A 25,132-nucleotide genomic window follows, 5' to 3' on the forward strand; every position below is an offset into this window, starting at 1 on the left:
TCAATTTACTTCATGGGATGTTCTTCCAATAATTCTGCCGGGGTATAAAAACTATTTCGGTCTTTGGTGGCTTCCCGTACTTCTTTTACTTTTTCGGGATCGATAACGGAAGCCTTGTTGCCAAATGCATTACGTACATAGGTCAATACTGCAGCTATTTCATTATCTTTCAACAGATCTTTAAAAGCCATCATAGGGACTTGGCCTTCGTAGTGATTACCCATAACATTCAAAGGTCCGTAAAGTCCATGCAAAGCCAATTTAATCAAACGTTCTTCGTCTCCCAATACCCATGCTTGGCCTACCAAAGTAGGGTATCCGGCCTGTTGTAGACCGTTGCCGCCTTCTTGGTGACAAGTGATGCAATAGCCTTCTGTCTCATATATCTTTTTGCCTTTAGCGAATTTGGTCAAATCATCCCCTTTTAAATGGGAGGCCAGTATTTTCGCATTTTGCTCCTCCATAAAGTTGCCTGTAAGTCTTGTTTCTGCAAAATTGAATGCGTCTAACATCCATTCATCCAACGGATGTTTTCTGGCCACCTCTAAAACTTCCATGCCCTCTTTCTCTGGAAGCCAAGAAGCTGCCGTAATGGCTTCGAGCCTAACACGGCCATGTTCATCCGCCGCGGCATTTTTCAGTAATTCTAGGGAATTATCTAATTGGTAACCCATATATCTTAGCACGCGAACCGATGCGGAACGTACTCTATGGTCTTTACTCTTCAATAATTTTTCTAAAAGAGGCGCGTTGACCTTGTTCAAACCCCACGAGACCCATAAAGCCTCAAGTCTGTTATGCTCATAATTTAGGTCAGCAGCGTCTAAATTAGAGACCCAAATATCTAATTCCTCTAAAACTTCATCGGCATTCCGTTCCCGTAATTCCCTGCGGGTTCTATATCGGGTTCTGTATTCCGGTAATTTAAGGTTTTCAAAAAGTTGGGCGATAGGGGCTCCTTCTATTTTGGCCGGCGTAACCAACGGTCTTGATGGGTATGTGATTCTATAAATCCTTCCATGTACATGGTCACGTAAGGGGTCACGCGCGTTATGCTGCATATGTCCGATAAGGATATTGTGCCAATCTACGATATACAAAGAGCCGTCTGGGGCAAACTCCATTTCTACAGGTCTAAAATTAGGGTCGGTACTGGTAATCAAATCTTGACGGTGTTTGGTTTTATATCCGGTGCCGTCCTCCATCATTTGATGTTGTTTTAATCCCAAGAAGCCAATGGAATTCGCCAAAAGCATGTCGCCTTGCACTTCGTCGGGGAAATGACGACTTGATACAAATTCCATCCCTGAGGTGGGTCGTACCCTATGTTCTTCTTCAATTAATTCTTCGGTCAATGGGGAATTGATACCGTAAATTGGTCGTAATGAGCTTGGCATCATCCAATTGACTTTTGGTCCCGAGGTATGCAGAAAGAAATCCTGTCCCCATTCGTCAAAAGCAATGCCCCACGGATTTGGAATAGCAACCTGTAAGGTTCGTTCTAGTTTTTTACGCTGAGGACTGTATCTATAAAAACCTCCGTTTGTAGCCCTTACCGGACCATAAGGTGTTTCTACATTGGTATGCAGAAATATACCCTCACCCATATAAAAGGCTCCGGATGGGTCTGCACAAAAAGCGGAGATGGCGTGATGTGTATCATGGTCATCAAATCCGCTGAGTACGATTTCAACTTTATCGGCCTGATCATCTCCGTCGGTGTCTTTATATAATTTCAAATTGGTCCCCTGACTGATATAAACGCCTTCCGGCGCGAATTCAAACCCAATGGGGAGATGAAGTTTATCGGCGAATACCGTTTGTTTATCAGCCTTGCCGTCATGATCCGTATCCTCTAAAATCAATAATTTATCATTTGGTTTTGGGTCTCCTGGTTTATAATGAGGGTAGGAGGGCATCGTGGCAACCCATAATCGCCCTTTATTATCAAAGGATATCTGAACGGGATTGGCCAAATCTGGAAATTCTTTTTCCGATGCGAAAAGCTCAACTTGATAACCTTCAGGAACGGTCAATGTATTGATAGCCTCTTCGCCATATTTATATTGAATGATTTCCTCTTCATTTCCTAAGGTATAATTCGTTTCTACCTCAGGCAGTTGACTCGTCTTCGTATCAGCACCTTTGAGGTCATACGAATCTCCTTGTAGTGTTGACCAGATGAGCGTGTCCCTAATTGCTGTAAGTTCTCTCGTTTTTTTTATTTCGAAGGGATAATTATCCGGTCCGTAGGGAGCATAACGCCTTCCATAGACGTGAACGCCATTCGGTACTTTGTAATCATTGTGCCAGTAAAAGTTTTTTTCATTGACGGCTTCGTTGACGGCTAGCCTTTTGCTTTCTGATTTTATGGATGTATTACCGGTAATTTCATCCGCTAGAAAATTAGCGAATTTTTTATATCCTTTTTGGTTAAGTTGAAAACCATCGATGGTTAAATTTTCATCTGTGGAGGAATACCATGCTTTTGATGGGTTGAACGCATTGATGAAAGGCACCTGATTACGGGCACAAACCTCGCTCATCGCAGTGGTGTATAATTGTAGGTTTTCGTTCTCTTTGATACCGTTTGGTAAATCCATTTGATCGGATAAATTTTCAAAAGCAATAGGCGAGACAATGATTAACCTTGGGTTGGTTTTACCATTGTAGGTTTGTTGTTGGGTGTGTTTTATAAAGGCATCCAATTCAGCTTTGTAATTATCCAATCCATCGGGTCCGTTAAAGGATTCATTATAACCGAAAAAAGCAATGATTACTTCTACTTGCAGGCGGCTTAACCATTCATCAGGAGTCTCAAAAAAACCTTCACTTCCTGAATTCTGCGCTAGTTCTGTATAAAATTTTTCAGCGCCGGGAAAGGCCCAAGGTAGGTTTCTTGCCGAATGAGGCCGAAAGCCAGGGGTGTCACCCCCGTCGCACATATTCCTGATAGTAAGTGAATCTGACGGATATCGCAGTTGCATCTCGGTTTCAAAGAATCCAAAATTCAGCATTCTAGAACCTAAATTATTACCGATTAGGACGATAGTGGAATGGGATTCAATTTCAACAAGTGGTTCTTTTTTCGCTGAACAACTTAGCGTCAAAGACAATGAAAATAGGACTATGAGTGATGCGCGGGTAAATAGTATTAGGTTGGTTTTCATTATGGTAAGTTGTTGGCATGTTGAAATTTCCCTCTTAAATATAGTCATAAAAAAACCACTCGAAAGTGGTTTTTGTGATTTTGAGACGATGACTAAAAATTTCGATAATCACCTTCTAAATATTTATTTGCCTCTTCTTCTGCGAACTTGGCGTTTTCGCTATCCCAATGTAAGACCTGATTAGGAAATCTTCCTGCAATGACCCCCAACAGAATGGTTTCAGTCAATCTTGAGGCATATGAAAATGGAGCTGTAGTGGTATCAGTTCCTAAACAAGCATCTACAAATTGGTGATAGTGTTTTGGACCCTCTGTATCATAATTACGAATAGGTTCTCCCATTTTATTCGCTTTTTCTACCGCTTTTATTTCCTCAGAGATATCTACATATTCTCCATCCACGATTTTTTTGGGGAGTTGCATAAAATGGGGAAGTAATAAACGCCCTTTTTCTCCAATGAACATGGCACCTTGTTCGGGTAGCACACTATCATCAGCTACTTTCGTTTCTAGGGACATTTTATCTTCCATTGATTTTTCAGCGGAATCCTCAGTTGCCTCAGCTTTAGGAACTGCGCCGGGTAATCGTAAATCTTCGTGGTCTTGTGGAGCTCCAGGACCATCATACCACACCCATTTTAAGGTTTCGGCGGTATGCTTGGTTTGCGGAAATTCATAAGTTACGATATTATTTTCTGGAAATCCAAAACCGGTAGGTTCCCGGCACTCATTTTTAATGGTCATGGGTACATCAAGCTCCAAAGCATTATACGGGGTGTCGAAAATATGAACGCCCATATCACCTAAAGTGCCACAGCCGTAGTCGATTAATTTCCTCCAATTACCTGGATGATAAAAACCTTCTTTATAAGGTCTTTCGGCAGAGGTGCCGAGCCATAGGTTCCAATCTAAAGTTTTTGGGATGGGGTCGGATCCTGTAGGTTCGGGTCCGTCATAACCCCAATTTTTTGGAGACCATGCTCGAACGGTATGTACTTTGCCGATGATTCCTGATTGTATCAATAAGGTGGCTAATTTATAATCATAAAACGAATGCACCTGAATGCCCATTTGTGTAACCAACCCCTTATCGGCCGCCATTTTTTTCATGGCCCTTGCTTCAGAAACATAATGGGTAAGGGGTTTTTGGCAGTATACCGGTTTGTCCATCTCCATGGCCATCATTGACGCGGGGGCGTGGGTGTGGTCTGGGGTGGAAACTACTACGGCATCGATATCGTCGGCCATTTCCTTGAGCATAACCCGGTAATCTGTATATGTTTTAGCCTTGGGGTGTAGGGCTTTGGCTGCTGCCAAATTATCGGCATCTACATCGCAAAGTGCCGTAACATCAACTTTTGCATGTGATGAAATAGCTTCTAAGTCTGCCGCACCCATATTACCTACACCTATATGGGCGGTACGTAATCGAGTTGTTTTCTCTTTTTTTTCGGTGCAGGACCATATTCCTGAAGGTAGAAGTACAAAGCTGGACAGGGCAGCGGATTTTTTTATAAACTCTCTTTTGTTCATTTTGGTTGGATTATAATTTTTTGATTTTGATATTTTTTAGCCATAAAGGACTGTCATGATCTTGAAAACCTATATAGCCTTTTTTAAAAGTACCATATTTTGGAGAATCTTTCCATTTCCCTATACTTTTTTGTGTTTCCCATTCTTCGGTCCACGGCTTAAAAGAAAGAATGAGTTGACCATTGAGCCAATGTTCAACTTTCTCAGGTATGAAAATAAGCTTTGAGCTATTCCATTCCCCAGCGGCTTTGATAATTTTTTTATCAGGATCGGGGATATGCATAGCATAATCTGCACCTGTTTTTTGCCATTCCTCTAGGGTTGCATTATTAATTTCTTCCCACTTCAGGTCATCTAACATCTGATATTCTGGAGCGACCTCTGGAATGCTCCAATCTCCTTCTTGAATATGGTATAAAAGTCCGCTGTTACCACCTTCCGGTATTTTCCAGTCCCAAACCAGTTCAAAGTTGTCAAATTGCTCTGCAGCATAGATAATGTCTTTACCTCCGGTATAATCTTCTTCGAGGCCAAGGTCGGTATCAAATGTCAATTCACCATTTTTTGCAATCCACCCGGGAGGTAATTCTTTGCCATTATAGGCACGCCATCCGGTAGTGGTTACCCCATCGAACAAAGAAATCCATTCATCTGGCGTTTCATTGTTTGTGATACTTTCCGATTCTTTAGTGTCTTTTGATGCTTCTGTATGCTTTTTGTCGGTTTTACAAGAGAATAAAAGAAATACGTATAAACACGTATAAATGAATTTTTTCATTGGTTCGAGGATTTAGACTACTACTGTATTTTTGTTTTTACGATGGGATTGAAAATACAAAAAAAAAGAATGGCAATAAAGGGATTTCCCTATACCGCCATTCTTGTTAGTCGAACAACTACGTTAGTTCGTTTAATGCTTATCTGTGAATGGTTTGTTTCCTATCCGGACCAACAGAAACGATTCTAATAGGAACTTCCAATTCCTTTTCCAAAAAATCGATATAGTCGTTCAAGGTTTTTGGAAGTTCATCTGCGGAAGACATTTTCGTCAGATCCTCTTTCCAACCTTTCATCTCTGTATATATTGGCGTGACATTTTCTGCTTCGATATTGTACGGAAAATGCTCTATTTTTTGCCCCTTGTAATTATAGGCGGTACATACTTTAAGTTTATCAAATCCGCTTAAGACATCTCCTTTCATCATCATTAATTCGGTAACGCCATTGATGCGTACTGCATATTTTAAGGCGACCAAATCTAGCCAGCCACAGCGTCTCGGTCTACCTGTTGTAGCTCCAAATTCGTTACCTACGCGACCCATGGTTTCGCCGTCTTCATCAAATAACTCTGTAGGGAAAGGGCCACTACCGACTCGAGTGGTATAAGCTTTAAAAATTCCTTTTACTTCTCCAATTTGATTCGGGGCAACACCCAGCCCTGTACATGCACCTGCGGCTGTTGTATTCGATGAGGTTACAAAAGGATAAGTTCCAAAATCGATATCTAAAAGAGAGCCTTGAGCTCCTTCTGCCAATATCTTTTTACCTGCTTTCTGGGCTTGGTAAAGATATTCTTCGCTGTCAATAAATTTGAGTTGTTTCAACTCCTCGACCGCTTTAAAGAAATCCGCTTCCAATTCCGCCAAGTCATATTGAATTTCGACATTGTAAAAGCTGATCATCGCTTCGTGCTTGTTGGCAAGATTACGGTATTTTTCTTTCCAATCGCTTAACTCCAAATCACCTATACGCATACCGTTTCTACCGGTCTTGTCCATATAAGTTGGTCCAATACCTTTTAAGGTAGAGCCTATTTTGGCTTTTCCTTTAGCTGCTTCTGAAGCGGCATCTAATAGCCTATGGGTTGGCAGGATCAAATGTGCCTTTCTTGAAATCAATAATTTAGATTGGATGTCCAAATTGAATTTCTTCAGGGCATCCAACTCTTTTTTGAATATCACCGGATCAATAACGACACCGTTACCTACGACGTTTACTGCATTTTTATGGAAAATTCCGGAAGGAATCGTGTGTAATACATGTTTTATTCCGTCAAACTCTAAGGTATGACCTGCATTCGGCCCCCCCTGAAAACGAGCGATAATGTCATAATTCTCGGTTAATACATCAACGATTTTCCCTTTTCCTTCGTCACCCCATTGTAGGCCTAACAATAAATCTACTGCCATCTAAATTTGCTATACTTGATTAGTTTTTGTGTTTTTTGATTTTGCTGTTTCGCCTTCAGGCGTATTCTTAACACCATAAAAATAAAGGGAGTGATTTGTGATCTTGATATCAAAAACTTCCTCTATGGTTTTTTTAATGGATTGAATACGTGGATCACAGAACTCCATTACTTCACCGGTATCGGTAAGAATGACATGATCATGTTGGCGATCAAAATAAGACTTTTCATATTGTGCCTGATTTTTCCCGAATTGATGTTTGCGAACCAATTTGCAATCCAATAAAAGTTCTATGGTATTATACAACGTTGCCCTACTTACGCGGTAATTTTTATTCTTCATTTTAATATAAAGTGATTCTATATCAAAATGCTCCTCGCTTTCATAAATTTCTTGAAGTATGGCGTAGCGTTCTGGAGTTTTTCTATGTCCTTTGTCCTCTAAAAAGGTAGTGAAGACGTTTTTTACAATTTCTTGGTTTTTATCCGAAGACATATTTACTGCATTAATATACAAATGTACAGTTAAATTTTAATTTCCTTTTCTAAATGCGGGTTACTTTGTCAATGCCGCTAATCTCTTTAAGACTATCGGTCAATTTTTTTAGAATAGCTTTGTTTTTTACGACTACGGTTATTTTACCTTTAAAAGTGCCCCCATCTGTACTGAAGTTCAGATTACGCATATTTACGTGCATGATATCCGATATGACTTCGGTTATATCACTTACCAGACCTAGATTGTCGATACCCGTAAGTTCAATATCTGCCTGGTATTCTTGTTGGGAAGAATCAATCCATTTGGCACTTATAATCCTGTAGGCATAGTTCGATTGTAACGAAATCGCATTCGGACAATTCTTCTTGTGGACTTTAATTCCTTCGGATACGCTTACAAAGCCGAATACATCATCTCCTGGAATGGGATTACAACATTGGGATAACTTGTATTCCAATTTCTCCTCTTCCTTTCCAAAAACCAGCATGTCGTACTTAGAGGTGATTTCATCTTTATTGATGTCTTCAGGCACCGGGTTACGGCGCATGCGGTTTTTAAAGAAACTAATGAATGCATTACTATAGGATGAAGCAAAGTCCTTTAACATGCCATTGTCTATAGAACCGATACCTACGCGGTAAAAAAGATCCAGGCTTGTTTTTAACTTGAAATAGGTCACCATTTTATTAATGGAATCCTCGTTCAGGTTTATTTTTTGAGATTTGAGTTTTCTCCTCAGTATTTCTTTACCCTCTTCGGCAACAGATTTTTTCTCCTCTCGTAATACCGATTTAATTTTTGCCCTAGCTCTTGCCGTTGTTGCATAATCGAGCCAGTTTTGATTCGGTTTGGCCTGTTCAGACGTGATTATTTCAACCTGGTCGCCACTGTGTAACGTGGTATTCAACGGAACCAATTTTCCATTGACTTTGGCTCCCCTTGTGCGCATACCAACTTCGGTGTGGATGTTGAACGCAAAGTCTAAGGGAGTGGCTCCTTTTGGTAAGGATTTTAATTCTCCTTTAGGTGTGAATACGAATATTTCTTTGGAATATAAATTGAGTTTGAATTCCTCAACAAAATCTACCGCATTGGTATTCGCATTTTCAAGAGCTTCCTGTAGTTTGTTAAGCCATACTTCGATGCCTTGTTCCTTTTGGTCTCCGTGTTTATATTTAAAATGGGCGGCATAACCTTTTTCTGCAATTTCGTGCATACGCTCACTTCTAATCTGCACTTCTACCCATTTTCCTTTGGGTCCCATAACGGTAATATGTAATGCCTCATACCCCGTTGATTTAGGGGAGGAAATCCAATCCCGTAAACGTACCGGGTTAGGGGTAAAGTGATCCGTAACGATCGAGTAAATTTTCCAGGCTAGGAATTTTTCGTTTTGAGCGTCTGATTTATAAATAATCCTGATGGCAAACTTGTCATAGATTTCTTCAAAAGTGACATTCTGTGAAATCATCTTTCTTCGCATGGAGAAGATAGATTTCATCCTACCTTTAATGACATAATTAAGTCCTTCCTTTTTTAAGGAGGTGTCAATAGTATCGGAGAATGCATCGATATAGGCTTGCTGTTCCTCCTTGCTGTCCTCAATTTTATTTTTGATGGAGTTATATACATCGGGCTCGGTATATTTTAAACTAAGGTCTTCTAGTTCTGTTTTAATATTGTAAAGTCCGATCCTATGAGCCAACGGGGCATATATATATAAGGTCTCCGATGATATTTTCACCTGTTTATGCTCGGGCATGGAATCCATGGTGAGCATATTATGGTAACGGTCTGCGATCTTAATAATGATCACCCTTACATCATCATTTAACGTCAACAACATTTTCCTGAAATTCTCCGCTTGTTGGGAGATGTTCATGTCCTTCTTTAAATGTGATATTTTAGTGAGTCCGTCTACAATACGGGCCACGGTTTCGCCAAAAATACGATCAATATCGTCTAGGGTATATTCTGTATCCTCAACAACATCATGTAATAGGGCAGAGGCAATGGAGACTGCATCCAGGCCAATTTCAGAGGCTACGATTTTAGCGACCGCTATCGGGTGAAAGACGTAGGCTTCCCCAGATTTTCTACGCTGATTTTTGTGGGCATCAACGGCCACCTCAAAAGCGCTTCGAATCAATTTTTTATCCTCGTCCGTCAGGGTTTGGTAACTAATACGCAATAACTCCTTATACTCGTGGGCTATTAGCTTATTTTCCTCTTCTATTGCTGCCTGTGTCATACTAGATTAAAAATAAGAAATCTTAAAAGATGAACAACAAATATTATGCCTTTAAATTGCGAATGCGCTCAATCAATGGAGGGTGGGAATAATGCATAAAGACGTATGCAGGATGTGGGGTTAAATTACTGAGACTATTTTTGGACAACTTTTTAAGGGATGTAACCAAAGGCATTGCCGCATATGTTTCTTTGGCAAAATCATCGGCTTGGTATTCAAATTTTCTCGAAAAATGGTTCATTACTAAACCTGTGATTTCTGAGACCGGACTGTATAAAATTCCGAAGCCGATTAACGCTGCGTGAAAGCTTGGGCGTTCAACACCGATCGCCAGAGAAACTTCTGGATTATTGATGAATAGGGATAATAGAAACAACATGAAGCCTGTAAGTAGAATGGATGTTGCCAGATTAAAAATAATGTGTTTGCGTTTATAATGGCCTACTTCATGCGCCAAGACGGCCACTATTTCATTTTCTTCGAGATCGTCTATAAGTGTGTCATAAAGTGTCACCCTTTTTTCCTTTCCGAAACCAGAAAAGTAGGCATTCGCTTTGGTAGAACGTTTCGATCCGTTTATTACATAAATGTTTTGTAGGTCAAAACCGACCTTTGCCGCATAATTTTCAATTTTTTCTTTTAAGCTACCAGCTTCTAAAGGCTCTTGTTTGTTGAATAGGGGAACCACTAATTTGCTGTAAAAAAGGTTCATGAACAAGATAAAAAGGGCGACCAAAGCCCAAGTGTACAGCCAAAAATTAGTACCGGCCCATTCAAAGAACCAAATGACCAACGATAGAATAGGCGCTCCTATAGCGACCGTCATTATCCATTGTTTCAACTTATCTATGAAAAATGTTTTACGCGTTGTTTTATTGAACCCGAACTCTTGCTCGATTACAAAAGTCTGGTAATAGGAAAAAGGAGTGTTGAGAAGATCGCTGCCTATCATTATGATACCAAAAAATACCAATGCCTGTAAAATGGGATTATCGGTAACATTTTGTGTAGCCTGGTCCACCCAAGCAAATCCTCCAAAAAGTAAAAAAGAAAGGATAAGAAGCAAGGAAAAAACCGATGTTATAATCCCGAATTTATAATTTACGAGCTTATAGGCTTGTGATTTTTTATACTCTTCTTGATTATAAACATCATCTAAATCTTCTGGAATAGGATTGTTGAAACGCTTTGCATTCAGATAATTCATGACTGTGGCAAGAATGAATTCGGCAATGAGAATACCCAGAATACAATAGAATACTAACGTTTTATCCATAAAAAATGTTAAGAAAGAAATATTTTGAATTGATTTTTAATAGATTAGTTGGTCAATTTCCGCTGTCTTTTCGCCTCAAAGATAAGTATTGCAGCCGATACCGATACGTTCATGGAATCTATTTCACCTTCCATGGGGATAATGATATTCTGTGTGGAATGTTCTAACCAATCTTCGCTTAAACCAGAGTTTTCAGTTCCTACGACGATTGCCGTAGGTCCTTTGAAATTAACCTCGGTATACTCTTGGGAGGCTGAAAGCGCTGCGCAGTAAACTAGAAAACCTTCTTTTTTCAAAAAATTGATGATTTCAACGGTACTGCCCACTTTTATGTTCCTAGAAAATATACAACCTACACTTGATCGAATGATATTAGGGTTGTACAAGTCCGTTTTAGGATTGGCGATAAGTACGGCATCAAGGTTAGCGGCATCGGCCGTTCGCAATAACGCTCCGATATTGCCAGGTTTCTCAGGAGCTTCCGCTATTAGAATTAACGGATCCGGATTGTTGAACTTCAATGTTGAAAGTTGATGTTCCTTGCTTTTAACTATTGCCAATATACCTTCGGTCGTATCGCGGTGTGCCATTTTTTTATAAACCTCGGCACTTACCGAAATTAATGTATCCGCAGAAAAGGATTGTAAAAAAGTATTGTTCGGGGCATCCGTTAAAATATTTTCACAATAAAAAATAGTAACTATATCGTATCCAGTTCCTTTTGCGATTTGAAGTTCGCGCATTCCTTCTAAAAGAAATAAACCGGTTTTTTTACGTTCCCTAGATTTTTCTTTAAGCAATAGAGCCTTTTTAATTAAAGGATTTTGTACGCTACTAATATATTTTGTTGACTGCATTATTTACAAAAGTAATCTAATCTGTTAAGTAGGTCTTAACTTATCGACTAACGAAATTCCACAAAAATAGCAACCTAAAAATTAATTATATGAAAATAGTATATATGGCGGTAATAACTTTCCTTTTTTTCTCTTGTAAAGAAGCGCCTAAAAAAGAAGATATTATTGAAACTTCTACCGAGACTGAAGAACAGGTCACATTGAACAAATATCCTATAGATTTGTTTAATGTCTTTGATGCACATGGTGGACTGGATAATTATAAAAAATATAGAACTTTAAGTTTCGATATAGCGCAAGATGATTATACTGAAAGCCACGTCATCGATCTTTACAAAAGGACCGATAAAATTATAGCTCCCAATTACAGTTTAGGATATGATGGTGCCGATGTTTGGTTGCTTGATAAGGATGGAAAGTATGAAGGGGAACCAAATTTTTACCATAACCTCATGTTTTATTTTTATTCAATGCCGTTTGTTTTTTCTGACGAAGGACTTAATTATGAGAAGACGGCACCGTTAGAAGTTGATGGTGTTTCTTATCCAGGATATAAGATTTCTTATAACTCTGGGGTTGGTGCATCTCCTAAAGATGAATACTATTTGCACTATGATGCCGAAACGTTTCAAATGAAATGGTTGGGCTATACAGTAACTTACTTTAGTAATGAACCTTCAGATAAAATAAACTGGATTAATTATGGTGATTGGGAAAAAGTGAACGAGTTATTGTTACCTAAAGAAATTACCTGGTACACAGTAGAAAACGGAATAATTAAAGAACCCCGAAACACCGTAAGTTTCGCAAATGTCACAGCAAGTGAAACGGCAAAGTCCGATAATTTTTATGCGAAGCCTGAAAATGCAAAAGTGATTGCGAAATAGTGTTTTAATACTATATTTTCGTTAATTAAGGTGTCATTTTTATGGCCCCTAACTTTTTATAAGTAACTTGAAATTCATCAAATAGTGAATGTTATATGAAGGTACTGTTTTTTGGAATTGCCAAGGATATTGTTGGTAGCTCAGAAATTTCATTTTCGGAAGGATTAAGGAAGCCCGATAATGTGGCAGACCTAAAAAAACAACTTGTGGACTCTTATCCAGAGTTTTCGAAATTAAACTCTTTGGCGGTCGCCGTGAATAGTGAATATGCCGCTGATGATGTAACTTTGATGGGAACCGATGAAATTGCAATCATACCACCGGTAAGTGGAGGCTAATGAAAAAGGTAATAGAAATAGTGGATATTATTGACACCGCTCAAGTATATCAGGAATTATCCGATGCCAAAAGTGGCGGTATATGTGTCTTTATAGGTACGGTACGAGAGTTCACCAATGATGAGGAAGTTGTGGCTTTGGAATTTGAAACGTATAAGACCATGGCTTTAAAGGAAATGGAAAAAATTGCGGACAAAGCCATTGAAAAGTGGCAATTGAATAGCGTGGTGATTCGACATGCCGTAGGTGAAAAAGGTGTGAAGGAACCTGTCGTAATCGTAGGTGCTTCATCTGCCCATAGAGATGCTTGTTTCAAGGCTTGTAGATTTTTAATCGATACCCTCAAAGAGACGGTTCCTATTTGGAAAAAGGAAAAACTCAAGAATAAATCTGTTTGGGTATCGGCACATCCATAAGATTCTTTAGAATGAGAGAATAGAAAAAGACGATAGAAAATAGAAATCGGAAACGGGTTTTTGTTGAACCTGTATTTGATTTTTGAACTTGAACTTGTAAATGTTAATAGATAATCATAATAGAACCGTTAATTACCTACGCTTGGCCGTGACGGATCGTTGCAATTTACGTTGCAACTACTGCATGCCAGAAGAGGGCATCAATTTCGCCAAAAACGACAAGCTATTTACGATAGATGAGTTGGTGAAGCTGAGTGAAATAATGGTCTCCCAAGGTATTGATAAGATACGCATTACGGGTGGAGAACCCTTTGTGCGAAAAGACTTGATGGTCTTATTGCGCAAGATGGCCCATATGGAAGGTTTAAATGATATTTCGGTAACCACCAATGCTACATTAATAGGTCCACATATTGATGAACTCAAGGGGTTGGGTATCAAGAACATTAATGTGAGTATGGATGCCATCAACCGCGAAACGTTTGAACGTATTACACGTCGTAATCAATACGATGTGGTTTACAATAATATGATTCGATTGATTACCGAAGGATTTAATGTTCGTATTAATTTCATTGCCTTGGATGGCCAAAACACGGAGGATATTATCCCGATGTTAGAACTGACGAAACATTACAATGTCTCGGTCCGGTTTTTAGAAGAAATGCCTTTTAATGGTGGATCTAAAGAATTTCAAACCATCAAGTGGGATTTCAAAGCAATTTTAGAACATATTAGAGAAGTGCATCCAACTTATTATAAATTAGAATCCCCTAGAACATCTACCTCAATTAATTATAAAATTCCCGGTTTCAAAGGCACTTTTGGTGTAATTCCGTCGTTCAGTAGAACTTTTTGCGGTAGTTGTAATCGCTTGCGTATTTCCGCTACCGGAGATGTGATTACATGTTTATATGCTAAAGCAAGTACTAATCTTAGGGATATTATGAGAGCCCATGATGCCGAGGAAAATATAACCTCAGCCATACTAAAGGCGGTAGACAGTAGGTCGAAGACAGGCTTTGAAGCGCAAGAAAAGTATGCCGATGTGTTCAGTAATTCAATGACTTCAATAGGCGGATGATGGAAAAAAAATTATCTCACATAGATGCATCCGGCAATGCAACAATGGTCGATGTTTCTAAAAAAGAAGCATCGGTTCGCACCGCTATGGCCACAGGAACGGTTCTATTTCCGGAAGCGGTTTTTAAATCGTTGACAGACCAAGATTTTATCGGCAAAAAGGGGAGCATCGTACAGACAGCTGTTATTGCTGGTATTCAAGGGGTTAAAAAAACGGCAGAGCTCATTCCGTTATGCCATCAAATCAATCTTTCAAAGATTAATATCGAAATCGTAGCTGGTAAAAACCAATTTTTGATTTCTTGTACGGTTAAGTGTAATGAAAAAACCGGGGTAGAAATGGAAGCCTTAACAGGAGTTTCCGTAGCGGCACTTACCATTTATGATATGTGTAAAGCATTATCACAAGATATCGTTATTGAAAATATACAACTAGAACAAAAAACAGGCGGTAAACATGATTTCCAACGCTAAACTTTACGGATTGGTGCTTTCTGGAGGGAAGAGTACGAGAATGGGAGAGGATAAAGGGTTGATTCAGTATCATGATAAACCACAACGGGAGCACTTATATGAATTGCTTGATGAAGTGTGTGATCGAACCTATTTAAGTATTCGTAGTGATCAAGCTCAAGAAATTCCGAAGAATTACAAAACCATCATCGATGATGATCACTATCGCGGGCCTTATAACGGACTTTTATCGGCTCATTTGAAATTTCCGGAAGTTGCTTGGTTGGTTTTGGCCTGCGACCTGCCGATGATGGATAAAGAAGCACTTAAAGAACTGATTGCTGCCAGAAATTCAGGTAAAATAGCGAGTGCTTTTGCCGATGCCGAAAACCCATTGCCCGAACCACTTTCTGCTATTTGGGAACCTGAAGCCCTTAAACAGTCGATAACATATTTAAATGCAGGGAACGGAACCTGTCCAAGAAAATTTTTGATCAATGCAGATGTGAACTTGGTGTTTCCTAAAAGAAAAGAGGTTCTGTTAAATGCAAATTCTAGAACTGAATACCAGGAGGCGGTTTTAAAACTTGCACCATGAATACAGAACGCTACCAAAGACAAACGATTTTAAAAGGTTTTGGACATGCAGGGCAGCAAAAGCTTACATCTGCCAAAGTTTTGGTGGTGGGTGCTGGCGGGCTGGGGGCTCCAGTATTAAGTTATCTAAATGCTATGGGCGTGGGTACCCTGGGTATTGTGGATAATGATACCGTTTCTTTATCCAACCTACACCGTCAAGTACTTTATACTGAAAAAATGATTGGCTTGCCCAAAGTTGTTGCCGCCAAAAGTCAATTACAGGCTCAAAATTCCAATACAAACATAAAACTTTATCAAACTTTTTTATCGATTTCCAACGCACTTGATATTTTGGAATCATATGATATTGTAGTCGACGCGACGGATAATTTTCCGACGCGCTATTTGATTAACGATGCTTGTGTGTTGCTAAACAAACCTTTCATATACGGGGCTTTACACGGGTTTGAAGGGCAGGTGAGTGTTTTTAATTACCAGAACGGACCAACCTACCGTTGTTTGTTTCCTAAAATGCCGAGTGCAGATGCTATTCCCAATTGTAATGAACATGGAGTTTTAGGGATACTACCAGGTATTGTAGGTAATCTTCAGGCACTTGAAACGATAAAGGTCGTGACAGGAATCGGTGACGTGCTTTCTGGCACCTTATTATTGTTCGATGGCTTATCGCAACGAACGCAACGAATGAAATTCAGTCTTAATCCGGACAATAAAGAAATAAGAAGTTTGGCCACGTCTTATGATTTTGACTGTGATGTACAATTCAAAACTATTGAAGCAATAGGGGTGAAAAGACTTATGGTCGATGGTACAATCGAATTACTGGACGTTAGAACTTTGGAAGAATTCCAAGAATTACATCTTCAAGGGGCAACGCATATTCCTTTGAACGAATTGGAAAAACGTGCGGGAGAACTTCGTAGAGAATCTCCTGTATATGTTATTTGTCAGTCTGGAATTAGAAGCCGAAAAGCTATCCTTACGTTACAGAAATTATTTCCGGAAAGTGAATTTATTCAAGTGATCGGGGGTATGAATAAGATAGATAGCTATGCTAATACCTATTGAACAGCTGGTGCTTCTTTGTATCGGATTTTTTCTCATTGCGACACTCTATTCTTCTGTCGGTTTTGGCGGCGGATCCAGTTATCTTGCGTTTTTAACCCTTTTTTTGACAAGCTTCTTTGCCATACGTTCCATTGCCTTGGTCTGTAACCTGGTCGTTGTATCGGGCAGTACTTACTTGTATTTTAAAAACGGACATGCCAAACTGAAGGATTTTGTTCCTTTTGTATTAGCGAGTATTCCCTTGGCTTTTTTGGGAGCAACCTTTCGCTTAAAGGAAAATGTATTCTTTATTATTTTAGGGATGTCGTTAATTTTGTCGGCATTATTTTTAGCATCACAAACCTTCTTTCAGAAAGATTCGAATAAAGAAGTGAAAGCCTATACGAAATATGTGAATTATCTTTTAGGAGGGGGTATTGGTTTTTTATCCGGTTTGGTAGGTATAGGTGGCGGCATTTTTTTGGCGCCGGTTTTGAACCATCTAAAATGGGATAAGGCCGTAAAAATAGCAGCCTTAGCTAGTTTTTTTATTTTGGTAAATTCAATTTCAGGACTTTTCGGATTGATTACAAGTAATTCGCTTTCACTGCCTTGGGTAGAGACGCTTTGTTTGTTAGTAGCTGTTTTGATTGGTGGCCAATTGGGGATTCGTATCAGCTTGAAGAAATTATCTGCAAACGGCATCAAAAGGGTCACCGCACTTTTAGTATTTATCGTTGGTGTAAGGGTATTGTTAGTAAACGGGTTGGGTCTATTTTAGATTGTAACGCCTTTAAACAATTCTTATCCTGACATTTTCTTCATCGTTAGTTTTATCTTTAGCACCATGATAACATTTAAAGAAGCCTATCAAAGAGTTCTGGATTATCCGTTGAATTTTGGAGTTGAACGTGTTCCACTTTTACAAAGTACGAACAGAATTCTGGCTGAAGCTATAACTGCAGATCGCGATTTTCCACCTTTCGATCGCGCCACTAAAGATGGAATTGCGATTCAATATTCGGCGTTGGTACAAACTCGCCATCAGTTTGTAATTGAGGGCGAAGCCGCAGCAGGAATGCCGCAGCAACAATTACACAATGCTGAAAATTGTTTGGAGGTAATGACCGGGGCTGTTGTTCCAAAACATACCGATACCGTTATCATGTATGAACATATTACCATAGAAAATGGGAAAGCCACGATTCATGAGACGGTAAAAAAAGGTCAGAATATCCATTATCAAGGAAGTGATGAGAAACGAGGAGCAATTATTTTATCTAAAGGAACCAAAATAACTCCTGCGGAAATAGGCGTTATGGCCTCGGTTGGTACGTCTAACGTTTTGGTAAAAGGGCTCCCTAAAGTATGTACGATAGCTACGGGTAATGAATTAGTCGATATCGATACTTTTCCGGAACTCCATCAAATTAGAAAATCGAACGGAATTACCTTAGAAGCTGCATTATCGAAGCTATCCATAACATCAACTTCACTTCATGTGTTGGATGATAAGCAAGTCATTCAAAAAGAATTGGGTAAGGCCCTGATTGAAAATGACGTGCTTTTGCTTAGTGGAGGAGTCTCGAAAGGAAAATTTGATTTTATTCCCGAGGTTATGGAAGAACTTGGGGTCGAAAAAATATTCCACAGGGTGGCACAACGCCCAGGGAAACCATTTTGGTTCGGGATTCACAAAGAACTCAAAACAGTTATTTTTTCCTTCCCTGGAAATCCTGTTTCTACCTTTGCGAATTATCATTTGTATTTTTTACCATGGCTACATACCTGTTGGGGAATACCAGTAACCCAAAATTTCGCAAAACTTTCTGTAGAATTGGAAATCACACCTCCATTAACCCGATTCATTCAGGTTAAAATAGAAAGGAAAGAAGCTACCGTGTGGGCAGCACCGGTTGACGAAAATGGTTCTGGGGACCTTACAAGTTTGGCTAAGGCAGATGGTTTTATTTGTTTGGAGCCTAAAGATGCAGTCTATGGCGTAGGTGAGTTGGTTCAACTCATAGAAACACGTTAAATATAATAGCCCTTAAAATAGATTTTTGCTTATTCTGCTATTTGACGAACATTCGAGCGGTTTGGCCGATACATCGTATCAGGTTTCTTATCCCCGTTATTTTTGGAGTATAATCATTTTAAAATCAACTAATGATCTTCAGAATTAAGAGTCGTATACTTGGTAAAATCCCAACAATAATTTTCATCGGTTTAGTAATTATGTTTTTGTTCAGCAGTTGCGCATCTGGTTATAAAATGGTACGACCAAATACACTTAATTATGTTTCTACCGACCAAGAAAATGGCATTAAATTGGAATATAAATACGATTTACTTATAAAAAAATATGCCAAGAAAGAACTTAAAAAGGGAGTTAAACTTGTTGCTGTAAAAATTACCAATAATTCTGAAAATGATGTGAGATTTGGTTCTGATGTAAAACTTACCTATCAGAACGGGCAAGAGATTTATATTATGGATAATGCAGATGTTTTCAAAACATTAAAACAGAGTCCCGCGTCTTATCTATGGTACCTTTTACTGACACCTGTGAATTTCTACACTACAGAATATAATTCTTCCAGCGGTTTTGAGGAAACCACTAGTTCAACACCCATAGGTTTGATTTTAGGTCCCGGACTTGCAGCAGGAAATATGGTTGCCGCTGGATCTGCCAATAAAAAATTCAAAATGGAATTAATGGACTATAATTTAGCGGGAACCATCATTAAAAAGGGGGAGACCAAATTTGGCTTGTTAGGTTTTAGAACGGATTCTTTTGAAGCTTTAGGGATTACTGTTGATTAATAAAATTGAAACAGACGTAAACGAAAATAAAAAAGCCCACATATTGTGGGCTTTTTTATTTTAAGGAATAAAAGTTATTTTACTGGCCTTCATATTTTTCGGAATAACGTTTCCAAAGTTCTGTTTGGTGCGTTTCTAATGAAATGTCCCGCCCATCTATAAATGCACGGGTCAATTGATTCCCTTTCATATCTAAAGCATCACCTTCTGAAATAAATAGTGTTGCGCTCTTACCTGTTTCTAAAGTACCATAAACATCCTCTATTCCTAAAATTTTAGCCGTATTACCGGTAAGCATTTGTAAAGCTACTTCTTTATTCATTCCCTGTTGAACCACTTGACCAGCATAAAAAGGTAAGTTTCTGGTTTGGAAGTTAGAGGCTTCGGAATTTTGAATTCCTACCAACAGTCCTGCATCTACCAATAATTTTGGAAGTTTATAGGGCAAGTCATAATCTTCATCATCAAAAACCGGAAGATTGTGTGTATACTGTACCAAAACAGGTATATTATTGGTCTTAAGGAATTCGGGTATTTTATAGGCATGATAACCACCAACCAAAACAACCTCTTTGGCACCAGCAGCTTTTACTGTATTTATGGCATCAATGATTTCCTTTTCGCCATCGGCATAAACATACAGTTTTTGCCAACCATCAAAAATCCCTTGCATTGCAGCAAAGGCAGGATTCAATTCCTTTGACTTCTCTTTTCCATAAGCTAAAGAATTTTTCATAAAAGTGACTACAGCCTCGGTTTGTTCGGCATAATCCTTATTGGGCTGGTAACCTCTTTCTTCACCTTGCCACCAACGTCCTTGTCTGAAAGTTGCCGGCCAATTCAAATGAACGCCATCGTCAACTTTAACGGCCGCATCTTCCCAATTCCATGCATCAAATTGCACGATGGATGAAGTTCCAGAAATTCTTCCGCCTGATGGGGCTATTTGGCCCAATAATACACCATTAGGACGCATGCTTTCCACCACCTTTGATTCGGCATTATAGGCGATTAAACTGCGCACATGAGGAATCAGGTCTCCAATTTCATCATCATCTTTAGTAGCTCTTACCGCGTTTATCTCAATTAGACCTAATGTCTTCGCAGGAGCTATAAAACCTGGGTAAACATGTTTTCCGGTTGCATCGATTACTTTTCCTATTCGGGCGATTTTCATTTTGGAATCACCCACAAATGTAAGTTTACCACCCTCGAATATGATCAGTGAACTTTCAATCACTTCCCCATTTCCTAAATGGGCGGTGGCACCTTCGATAGTTATAGCCTCGGTTTGTTCTGGTGCCGGCGTTTGTTGGGCCAATACAGGTATACCCACCCCGATTGCGATTAGTAAATAAATATATTTTTTCATTTTAAATTGTTTTATGTTTTAGATGGTATAAATTAAAGGCTTTCGCAAGTGAAGTTTCGCTTAACACTCTGCTTTGGACCCTGCGTTTTTTTGCCACCATCTTTTTCTTTCAACATCATAGTGACCAACTCGTTTCGTTCTTTTTTAATGTCCTCACGTTTTTGTTTGTCCATTTCCAAGTCGAAATACGTGGTTCCTTCAATCAAGGTTTTTTCAGCTTTGGAATAAACGGATAGTGGATTTCCAGACCATAGAACCACATCGGCATCTTTACCTTCTTTAATGCTTCCTACACGCTCATCTAGATGCAATAATTTGGCGGGATTGATAGTCACCATCTTCCAAGCCTCTAATTCGGTCATTCCACCATATTTTATGGTTTTCGCAGCTTCTTGGTTCAGTCTACGCATCATTTCGCGGTCATCACTATTTATAGCCGTAACCACGCCTTGATTTTGCATAATGGCCGCATTATAAGGAATAGCGTCGTTCACTTCATATTTATAGGCCCACCAATCACTGAATGTGCCGGCACCTACACCATGTTCCACCATTTTATCCGCTACTTTATAACCTTCCAAAATGTGGGTAAATGTGTTGATCCTAAAACCGAAATGTTCAGCTACTTTCATCATCATGTTGATTTCGCTTTGCACATAAGAATGACACGATATAAAACGTTCGCCGTTTAGGATTTCGGCCAAAACTTCAAGTTCTTCATCGTAACGGTAGGCTTCACCACTTTTCTTTTTGGTGTCATATTCTTTAGCCCGTTGGAAGTAGTTCATGAACATTTGTTCAACCCCCATACGTGTTTGTGGAAAACGGGAGTTGCTGCCCCAATTACTTTGCTTAACGTTTTCACCTAGGGCGAACTTTATGAATTTTGGAGAATTGTCGTAAATAAGCTTATCAGCTTCTTCTCCCCATTTTAGTTTCAATATGGCCGATCTACCGCCAATGGGATTGGCAGAACCGTGTAGGAGTTGAATTGAGGTAACTCCCCCAGCCAAGGAGTGGTAAATGCCCATGTGTTCAGGATCTACCACATCTTCCATTTTTACTTCGGCAGAACTGTTCTGCCCTCCTTCATTTATGGCTAATGCAGCAATATGACTATGTTCATCAATGATACCTGCGGTCAAATGTTTGCCAGTTGCATCAACAACCCTAGCACCACCTGCACCTAAATCTTTTCCTATTTTCGAGATTTTACCGTTTTTGATCAATACATCTGTATTTTCTAAAATCCCAGCTTCTTCACTTGTCCAAACTGTAGCATTTTTAAATAGGATATTTTCTTGCTTAGGTTTGCTTTTGAAACCGTACCCTACATTTGGAAAAGTAACTGGTACAACTGAATGAGCTTCATCTTCTTCAGATTTTTTATCCTCTTTAGTAGATTCAAAGGCTTTTGATTTGGTTGCGGTAAATTGTGTTTCTGTACCGTCAGGTAGCACCAAACGACCTGTAAGATTATCGGAAGCTTGGGTAATTGCTCCTGTCATTCTATAGGTTTTCTCTCCCTTCTCCGTAGCGAAGGAAAGATTTATCCAATCGTTATCATAGGCTAATTGAGAGGTCAATTTTGTCGTGTCTAGTTTGACCTCTACTTTTGGTTTTGCGATTTCACCGGTTATTGATACGTCAAAGGTTTTACCCTGAGTGCTCAGCTTGTAATCACCACGAATATCTTTAACATTCATATCATTGATTACATTTTTAGTTCCTTGTACCCAGTTTTCATAGAGTGTGGCATCTTTTTCAAAAATATCACCCGAGGTAATTAAAAAGTTGGCGAACGCACCATTTTTTAAAGAACCAATTTCATTCGACTTTCCTAAAATTTGTGCCGGTGCTAAGGTCAGTGCTTCTAGAGCCTTCGTTTTTGGAAGACCATATTCAATGGCCTTCATCAATTTTTCTTTGAAATTGGAAGGCGATTTTAAATCGTAGGTAGTCAAGGAGAAGGTTATTCCGTTATCCGCTAAAACTTTAGGGTTGGTAGGCGCCTGATTCCAAAAACGCATATCCTGTAACGTCACATAACCTACGGCATACGGGTCTGAGACATCATAGGCATCGGGGAAATCGATAGGGATGATGAATTTAGCGTTGGTAGCTTTAATTTCATCGATACGCTCGAATTCATTGCCACCTCCAAGAATTACATATTGTATGCCATTGGCATCACCAATTTTGTCTGCACGCAGGTCGTTGCCTTTATCCTTGGCTTCAAAAATTTGCACCAAATTTTTATTGGCGTTCAAGGCTTCTAAAGAAAGATCCGTGGTGTTGGAGTTTCCTTGGGCATACCAGTCTGCATCGCTATACATTTGCCGTAATAGTGCCAAGGAACCCATTAATGAGGAAGGGTAGGATTGTTCTTTAACCACACTTTTATCTAATGAAAAGTATTGTGCTGAAGTATCATCCAGAATTCGGTTCGCATCCGTTCCAGCTGCATTTAAGGCGATAAGGACTCCGGTTCCTCTGGCAATACCATCTTGAATGTGGGAGTTTACCACTCCGAACCCGGCTTCTCTTAGCGTTTTGGCTTCTTTGTCATCGTAGGAGTATTTTTCAATTGCATTCGCTTCCGGCATGATGTGGTCATTCCAATAATAGCCTTCACGAGAAGGTTCGTAATCCGCTGATCGACCACCACCGGATTTTCTCTTCGGTTGCGCTACTCCAAATTTGGAATAGATATCGATAAACGAGGGATAGATTGATTTGCCTTCCAAATCAACGACAATGGTATTTTTGGGAAGGTTGACCGAACTTGCTGCACTAACGATTTTTCCATTTTGTATGAGTAATGTGCCCTTTTCTATTATTTGAGTTGGTGTTACGTAGATTTTGGCATTCGTAAAAGCGGTGTAGTTATTGTTTTTTGCTTTTACTCCCGCATTTTCGGGAAAATAATCTTGTGCAAATAGGGTTGAACTACACCCGATAAGGCATAGCGCAAAAAATAGTTTCTTCATTGTTTTTGGTTTGAATTAGCTTTTTAAAAATACTTGGAATGGTTAGCATTTACGGCTTATTTCACTTTTGTTTAACAGTTAAGGTGTGATTATTTTGTAATACGTATTTAAATCATAAAATAATTTTCAAAAACAATCAAGAACGTGTTTTCATTGAAGAATGTTCAATGGGTTTTTAAGATATAAAAAAGAAACTCAGCGGTCATAAGGGCCGTTTGAAGGAATGATTCATTTTTCATGAGAAATCAGTTACCGAAGGCACAGGTCACAAAGGATGTTGCTTATGATAAGCAACCAAAAGTGATACAACGGCATTGTAACTTTGAATACCTTCAGTTTGGTTGTTAGCTTTTAGAAAAGAGTTGAATATGGATTTAAAAACGGGTTCCATAGGGTTTTTGTAGCTGTTCCAAAACACGTTCATCTCTTGAAAATTGGCTTTTACCCCAGGGCTCAATTTTGAAAAGACCATATCGAAAATTTCTGGATCTCGACGGTGCAAATCATTTAAACAATACCCTAAAGCATAGGCATATGCCGCATATTGAAAGTACTTGTCCTTATTTTTAGCCGTCACCAAATACCCGATAAAATTTGTTTCGTTTTCGGCGGAATAGCCCAACTGATGGCCAATTTCGTGGCCGGTAACCACAGGAAACCTAAAACTGGGAAGAAGTCCGTTTACTTGTGCCTCGTTCGTGAAAGGATTCAAATACCCTGCATAGCCCATATAGGTTAAACCAGTACTAAACAGAGATGCTTTAATACTAGGCGTACTGTAGTTAAGAAAAGGATGTTCGATTTTAAGATTATCATATCCGGCAACCGTAATTTGAAACATTTCTTTTTGAGAGTATGGGATATGTACGGGTATGCTAGAATCTTGGGTTATGAAAAACTGAGCTTCGTTAGTTTTTTGTATAAGTTGTTTTGTGAAATCAATTAACTCCTGAAAGTCCTTGGTTTCGGTCAGTTTAAGTTTTACGGCTAGTGGTTCTCGATAATAATTGAGCCCCCACATCAAATGAAATGTAAAGTAGGCGACCGAGAGCACCATAACAATGTCTCTGAGAAACTTAAGTTTATTTCTTAAAATGGTCTTTCTGCTTTTGATGAAAAAAACAATAGCCATGATGATTAGTAAAAAGTAAAGCAGGTCTCCCATAGAAAAGGGAATCCATCCGAAGAGGCTCCTGAAAATTTTGGATATGAATGGGTAAAGTCCGGTGCTGTAATAATTCTCGACCCAATCGGTATGGCTTCCTAACCATTTCACAAAAATTATTTGGAGAACCAAGGAAAGGGCTATGGCATTTTTCAGCGATATCTTCATCAGTTCAAAAATAG

At 39.2% G+C, this 25,132-nt stretch carries 21 protein-coding genes; 10 read left to right on the forward strand and 11 right to left on the reverse strand.

What is annotated here, in order from left to right; translation table 11 throughout:
• Positions 1 to 5 precede the first annotated feature (5 nt).
• From ACNR9Q_RS09545 to ACNR9Q_RS09580, 8 genes are all read right to left on the reverse strand, one after another.
• On the reverse strand, positions 6 to 3,170 hold the full coding sequence (locus tag ACNR9Q_RS09545) for a PVC-type heme-binding CxxCH protein (RefSeq protein WP_419210985.1): 3,165 nt from the start codon (positions 3,168 to 3,170) through the stop codon (positions 6 to 8).
• A 92-nt stretch (positions 3,171 to 3,262) separates the two neighbouring features.
• Entirely contained in the window at positions 3,263 to 4,702 is a 1,440-nt protein-coding gene (locus ACNR9Q_RS09550; protein ID WP_419210986.1) for a Gfo/Idh/MocA family protein, read from the reverse strand.
• Positions 4,703 to 4,712: 10 nt separating this feature from the next.
• Entirely contained in the window at positions 4,713 to 5,480 is a 768-nt protein-coding gene (locus tag ACNR9Q_RS09555; protein WP_419210987.1) for a 3-keto-disaccharide hydrolase, read from the reverse strand.
• Between the two features lie 139 nt (positions 5,481 to 5,619).
• Positions 5,620 to 6,891 (reverse strand): adenylosuccinate synthase, encoded by a 1,272-nt coding sequence (locus tag ACNR9Q_RS09560; protein WP_419210988.1) that lies wholly within the window; start codon positions 6,889 to 6,891, stop codon positions 5,620 to 5,622.
• Between the two features lie 9 nt (positions 6,892 to 6,900).
• Entirely contained in the window at positions 6,901 to 7,386 is a 486-nt protein-coding gene (locus ACNR9Q_RS09565; protein ID WP_419210989.1) for a Fur family transcriptional regulator, read from the reverse strand.
• Between the two features lie 49 nt (positions 7,387 to 7,435).
• Entirely contained in the window at positions 7,436 to 9,640 is a 2,205-nt protein-coding gene (locus ACNR9Q_RS09570; RefSeq protein WP_419210990.1) for a RelA/SpoT family protein, read from the reverse strand.
• A gap of 43 nt (positions 9,641 to 9,683) precedes the next feature.
• Positions 9,684 to 10,916, reverse strand: a complete 1,233-nt coding sequence (locus ACNR9Q_RS09575) for a M48 family metallopeptidase (protein WP_419210991.1) — start codon at positions 10,914 to 10,916, stop codon at positions 9,684 to 9,686.
• A gap of 44 nt (positions 10,917 to 10,960) precedes the next feature.
• Positions 10,961 to 11,773: a TrmH family RNA methyltransferase gene (locus tag ACNR9Q_RS09580; protein ID WP_419210992.1), complete on the reverse strand. Its 813-nt coding sequence runs from the start codon at positions 11,771 to 11,773 to the stop codon at positions 10,961 to 10,963.
• Positions 11,774 to 11,862: 89 nt separating this feature from the next.
• Between ACNR9Q_RS09580 and ACNR9Q_RS09585 the strand changes: the two genes are divergently transcribed.
• From ACNR9Q_RS09585 to ACNR9Q_RS09630, 10 genes are all read left to right on the forward strand, one after another.
• Positions 11,863 to 12,660, forward strand: a complete 798-nt coding sequence (locus tag ACNR9Q_RS09585) for a hypothetical protein (RefSeq protein ID WP_419210993.1) — start codon at positions 11,863 to 11,865, stop codon at positions 12,658 to 12,660.
• A gap of 95 nt (positions 12,661 to 12,755) precedes the next feature.
• Positions 12,756 to 12,998: a MoaD/ThiS family protein gene (locus ACNR9Q_RS09590; RefSeq protein WP_419210994.1), complete on the forward strand. Its 243-nt coding sequence runs from the start codon at positions 12,756 to 12,758 to the stop codon at positions 12,996 to 12,998.
• Positions 12,998 to 13,414 (forward strand): molybdenum cofactor biosynthesis protein MoaE, encoded by a 417-nt coding sequence (locus tag ACNR9Q_RS09595; protein WP_419210995.1) that lies wholly within the window; start codon positions 12,998 to 13,000, stop codon positions 13,412 to 13,414. Before ACNR9Q_RS09590 ends, ACNR9Q_RS09595 begins: the two co-directional genes overlap by 1 nt.
• Before the next feature lie 100 nt (positions 13,415 to 13,514).
• Positions 13,515 to 14,498 carry a GTP 3',8-cyclase MoaA gene (gene moaA, locus ACNR9Q_RS09600; RefSeq protein ID WP_419210996.1) on the forward strand — a complete coding sequence of 328 codons (984 nt, stop codon included), beginning with the start codon at positions 13,515 to 13,517 and terminating at the stop codon, positions 14,496 to 14,498.
• Positions 14,498 to 14,971, forward strand: a complete 474-nt coding sequence (gene moaC, locus ACNR9Q_RS09605) for a cyclic pyranopterin monophosphate synthase MoaC (RefSeq protein ID WP_419210997.1) — start codon at positions 14,498 to 14,500, stop codon at positions 14,969 to 14,971. The genes moaA and moaC overlap by 1 nt, the downstream gene beginning before the upstream one ends.
• A complete protein-coding gene (locus tag ACNR9Q_RS09610; protein WP_419210998.1) occupies positions 14,955 to 15,548 on the forward strand; it encodes an NTP transferase domain-containing protein in 594 nt (197 codons plus the stop codon). Before moaC ends, ACNR9Q_RS09610 begins: the two co-directional genes overlap by 17 nt.
• Positions 15,545 to 16,618 (forward strand): molybdopterin-synthase adenylyltransferase MoeB, encoded by a 1,074-nt coding sequence (gene moeB / locus ACNR9Q_RS09615; protein ID WP_419210999.1) that lies wholly within the window; start codon positions 15,545 to 15,547, stop codon positions 16,616 to 16,618. Before ACNR9Q_RS09610 ends, moeB begins: the two co-directional genes overlap by 4 nt.
• Positions 16,602 to 17,378 carry a sulfite exporter TauE/SafE family protein gene (locus ACNR9Q_RS09620; protein ID WP_419211000.1) on the forward strand — a complete coding sequence of 259 codons (777 nt, stop codon included), beginning with the start codon at positions 16,602 to 16,604 and terminating at the stop codon, positions 17,376 to 17,378. Before moeB ends, ACNR9Q_RS09620 begins: the two co-directional genes overlap by 17 nt.
• Positions 17,379 to 17,444: 66 nt before the next feature.
• A complete protein-coding gene (locus ACNR9Q_RS09625; RefSeq protein WP_419211001.1) occupies positions 17,445 to 18,635 on the forward strand; it encodes a molybdopterin molybdotransferase MoeA in 1,191 nt (396 codons plus the stop codon).
• Positions 18,636 to 18,766: 131 nt separating this feature from the next.
• Positions 18,767 to 19,423 carry a hypothetical protein gene (locus tag ACNR9Q_RS09630; protein WP_419211002.1) on the forward strand — a complete coding sequence of 219 codons (657 nt, stop codon included), beginning with the start codon at positions 18,767 to 18,769 and terminating at the stop codon, positions 19,421 to 19,423.
• A gap of 79 nt (positions 19,424 to 19,502) precedes the next feature.
• On the opposite strand, the gene ACNR9Q_RS09635 is transcribed toward ACNR9Q_RS09630, so the two are convergent.
• From ACNR9Q_RS09635 to ACNR9Q_RS09645, 3 genes are all read right to left on the reverse strand, one after another.
• A complete protein-coding gene (locus ACNR9Q_RS09635) occupies positions 19,503 to 20,795 on the reverse strand; it encodes an amidohydrolase (RefSeq protein ID WP_419211003.1) in 1,293 nt (430 codons plus the stop codon).
• Positions 20,796 to 20,827: 32 nt separating this feature from the next.
• Positions 20,828 to 23,785 (reverse strand): amidohydrolase family protein, encoded by a 2,958-nt coding sequence (locus tag ACNR9Q_RS09640; protein WP_419211004.1) that lies wholly within the window; start codon positions 23,783 to 23,785, stop codon positions 20,828 to 20,830.
• A 265-nt stretch (positions 23,786 to 24,050) separates the two neighbouring features.
• A complete protein-coding gene (locus ACNR9Q_RS09645; RefSeq protein ID WP_419211005.1) occupies positions 24,051 to 25,118 on the reverse strand; it encodes a DUF3810 domain-containing protein in 1,068 nt (355 codons plus the stop codon).
• Positions 25,119 to 25,132: the final 14 nt, after the last annotated feature.

Source organism: Maribacter sp. X9 (assembly GCF_048537565.1).
Classification (GTDB): domain Bacteria; phylum Bacteroidota; class Bacteroidia; order Flavobacteriales; family Flavobacteriaceae; genus Maribacter.

Coding starts and splice junctions, on each gene's coding strand:
- ACNR9Q_RS09545 (WP_419210985.1), bottom strand. CDS start 3,170: ATGAAAACCAACCTAATACTATTTACCCGCGCATCACTCATAGTCCTA.
- ACNR9Q_RS09550 (WP_419210986.1), bottom strand. CDS start 4,702: ATGAACAAAAGAGAGTTTATAAAAAAATCCGCTGCCCTGTCCAGCTTT.
- ACNR9Q_RS09555 (WP_419210987.1), bottom strand. CDS start 5,480: ATGAAAAAATTCATTTATACGTGTTTATACGTATTTCTTTTATTCTCT.
- ACNR9Q_RS09560 (WP_419210988.1), bottom strand. CDS start 6,891: ATGGCAGTAGATTTATTGTTAGGCCTACAATGGGGTGACGAAGGAAAA.
- ACNR9Q_RS09565 (WP_419210989.1), bottom strand. CDS start 7,386: ATGTCTTCGGATAAAAACCAAGAAATTGTAAAAAACGTCTTCACTACC.
- ACNR9Q_RS09570 (WP_419210990.1), bottom strand. CDS start 9,640: ATGACACAGGCAGCAATAGAAGAGGAAAATAAGCTAATAGCCCACGAG.
- ACNR9Q_RS09575 (WP_419210991.1), bottom strand. CDS start 10,916: ATGGATAAAACGTTAGTATTCTATTGTATTCTGGGTATTCTCATTGCC.
- ACNR9Q_RS09580 (WP_419210992.1), bottom strand. CDS start 11,773: ATGCAGTCAACAAAATATATTAGTAGCGTACAAAATCCTTTAATTAAA.
- ACNR9Q_RS09585 (WP_419210993.1), top strand. CDS start 11,863: ATGAAAATAGTATATATGGCGGTAATAACTTTCCTTTTTTTCTCTTGT.
- ACNR9Q_RS09590 (WP_419210994.1), top strand. CDS start 12,756: ATGAAGGTACTGTTTTTTGGAATTGCCAAGGATATTGTTGGTAGCTCA.
- ACNR9Q_RS09595 (WP_419210995.1), top strand. CDS start 12,998: ATGAAAAAGGTAATAGAAATAGTGGATATTATTGACACCGCTCAAGTA.
- moaA (WP_419210996.1), top strand. CDS start 13,515: ATGTTAATAGATAATCATAATAGAACCGTTAATTACCTACGCTTGGCC.
- moaC (WP_419210997.1), top strand. CDS start 14,498: ATGGAAAAAAAATTATCTCACATAGATGCATCCGGCAATGCAACAATG.
- ACNR9Q_RS09610 (WP_419210998.1), top strand. CDS start 14,955: ATGATTTCCAACGCTAAACTTTACGGATTGGTGCTTTCTGGAGGGAAG.
- moeB (WP_419210999.1), top strand. CDS start 15,545: ATGAATACAGAACGCTACCAAAGACAAACGATTTTAAAAGGTTTTGGA.
- ACNR9Q_RS09620 (WP_419211000.1), top strand. CDS start 16,602: ATGCTAATACCTATTGAACAGCTGGTGCTTCTTTGTATCGGATTTTTT.
- ACNR9Q_RS09625 (WP_419211001.1), top strand. CDS start 17,445: ATGATAACATTTAAAGAAGCCTATCAAAGAGTTCTGGATTATCCGTTG.
- ACNR9Q_RS09630 (WP_419211002.1), top strand. CDS start 18,767: ATGATCTTCAGAATTAAGAGTCGTATACTTGGTAAAATCCCAACAATA.
- ACNR9Q_RS09635 (WP_419211003.1), bottom strand. CDS start 20,795: ATGAAAAAATATATTTATTTACTAATCGCAATCGGGGTGGGTATACCT.
- ACNR9Q_RS09640 (WP_419211004.1), bottom strand. CDS start 23,785: ATGAAGAAACTATTTTTTGCGCTATGCCTTATCGGGTGTAGTTCAACC.
- ACNR9Q_RS09645 (WP_419211005.1), bottom strand. CDS start 25,118: ATGAAGATATCGCTGAAAAATGCCATAGCCCTTTCCTTGGTTCTCCAA.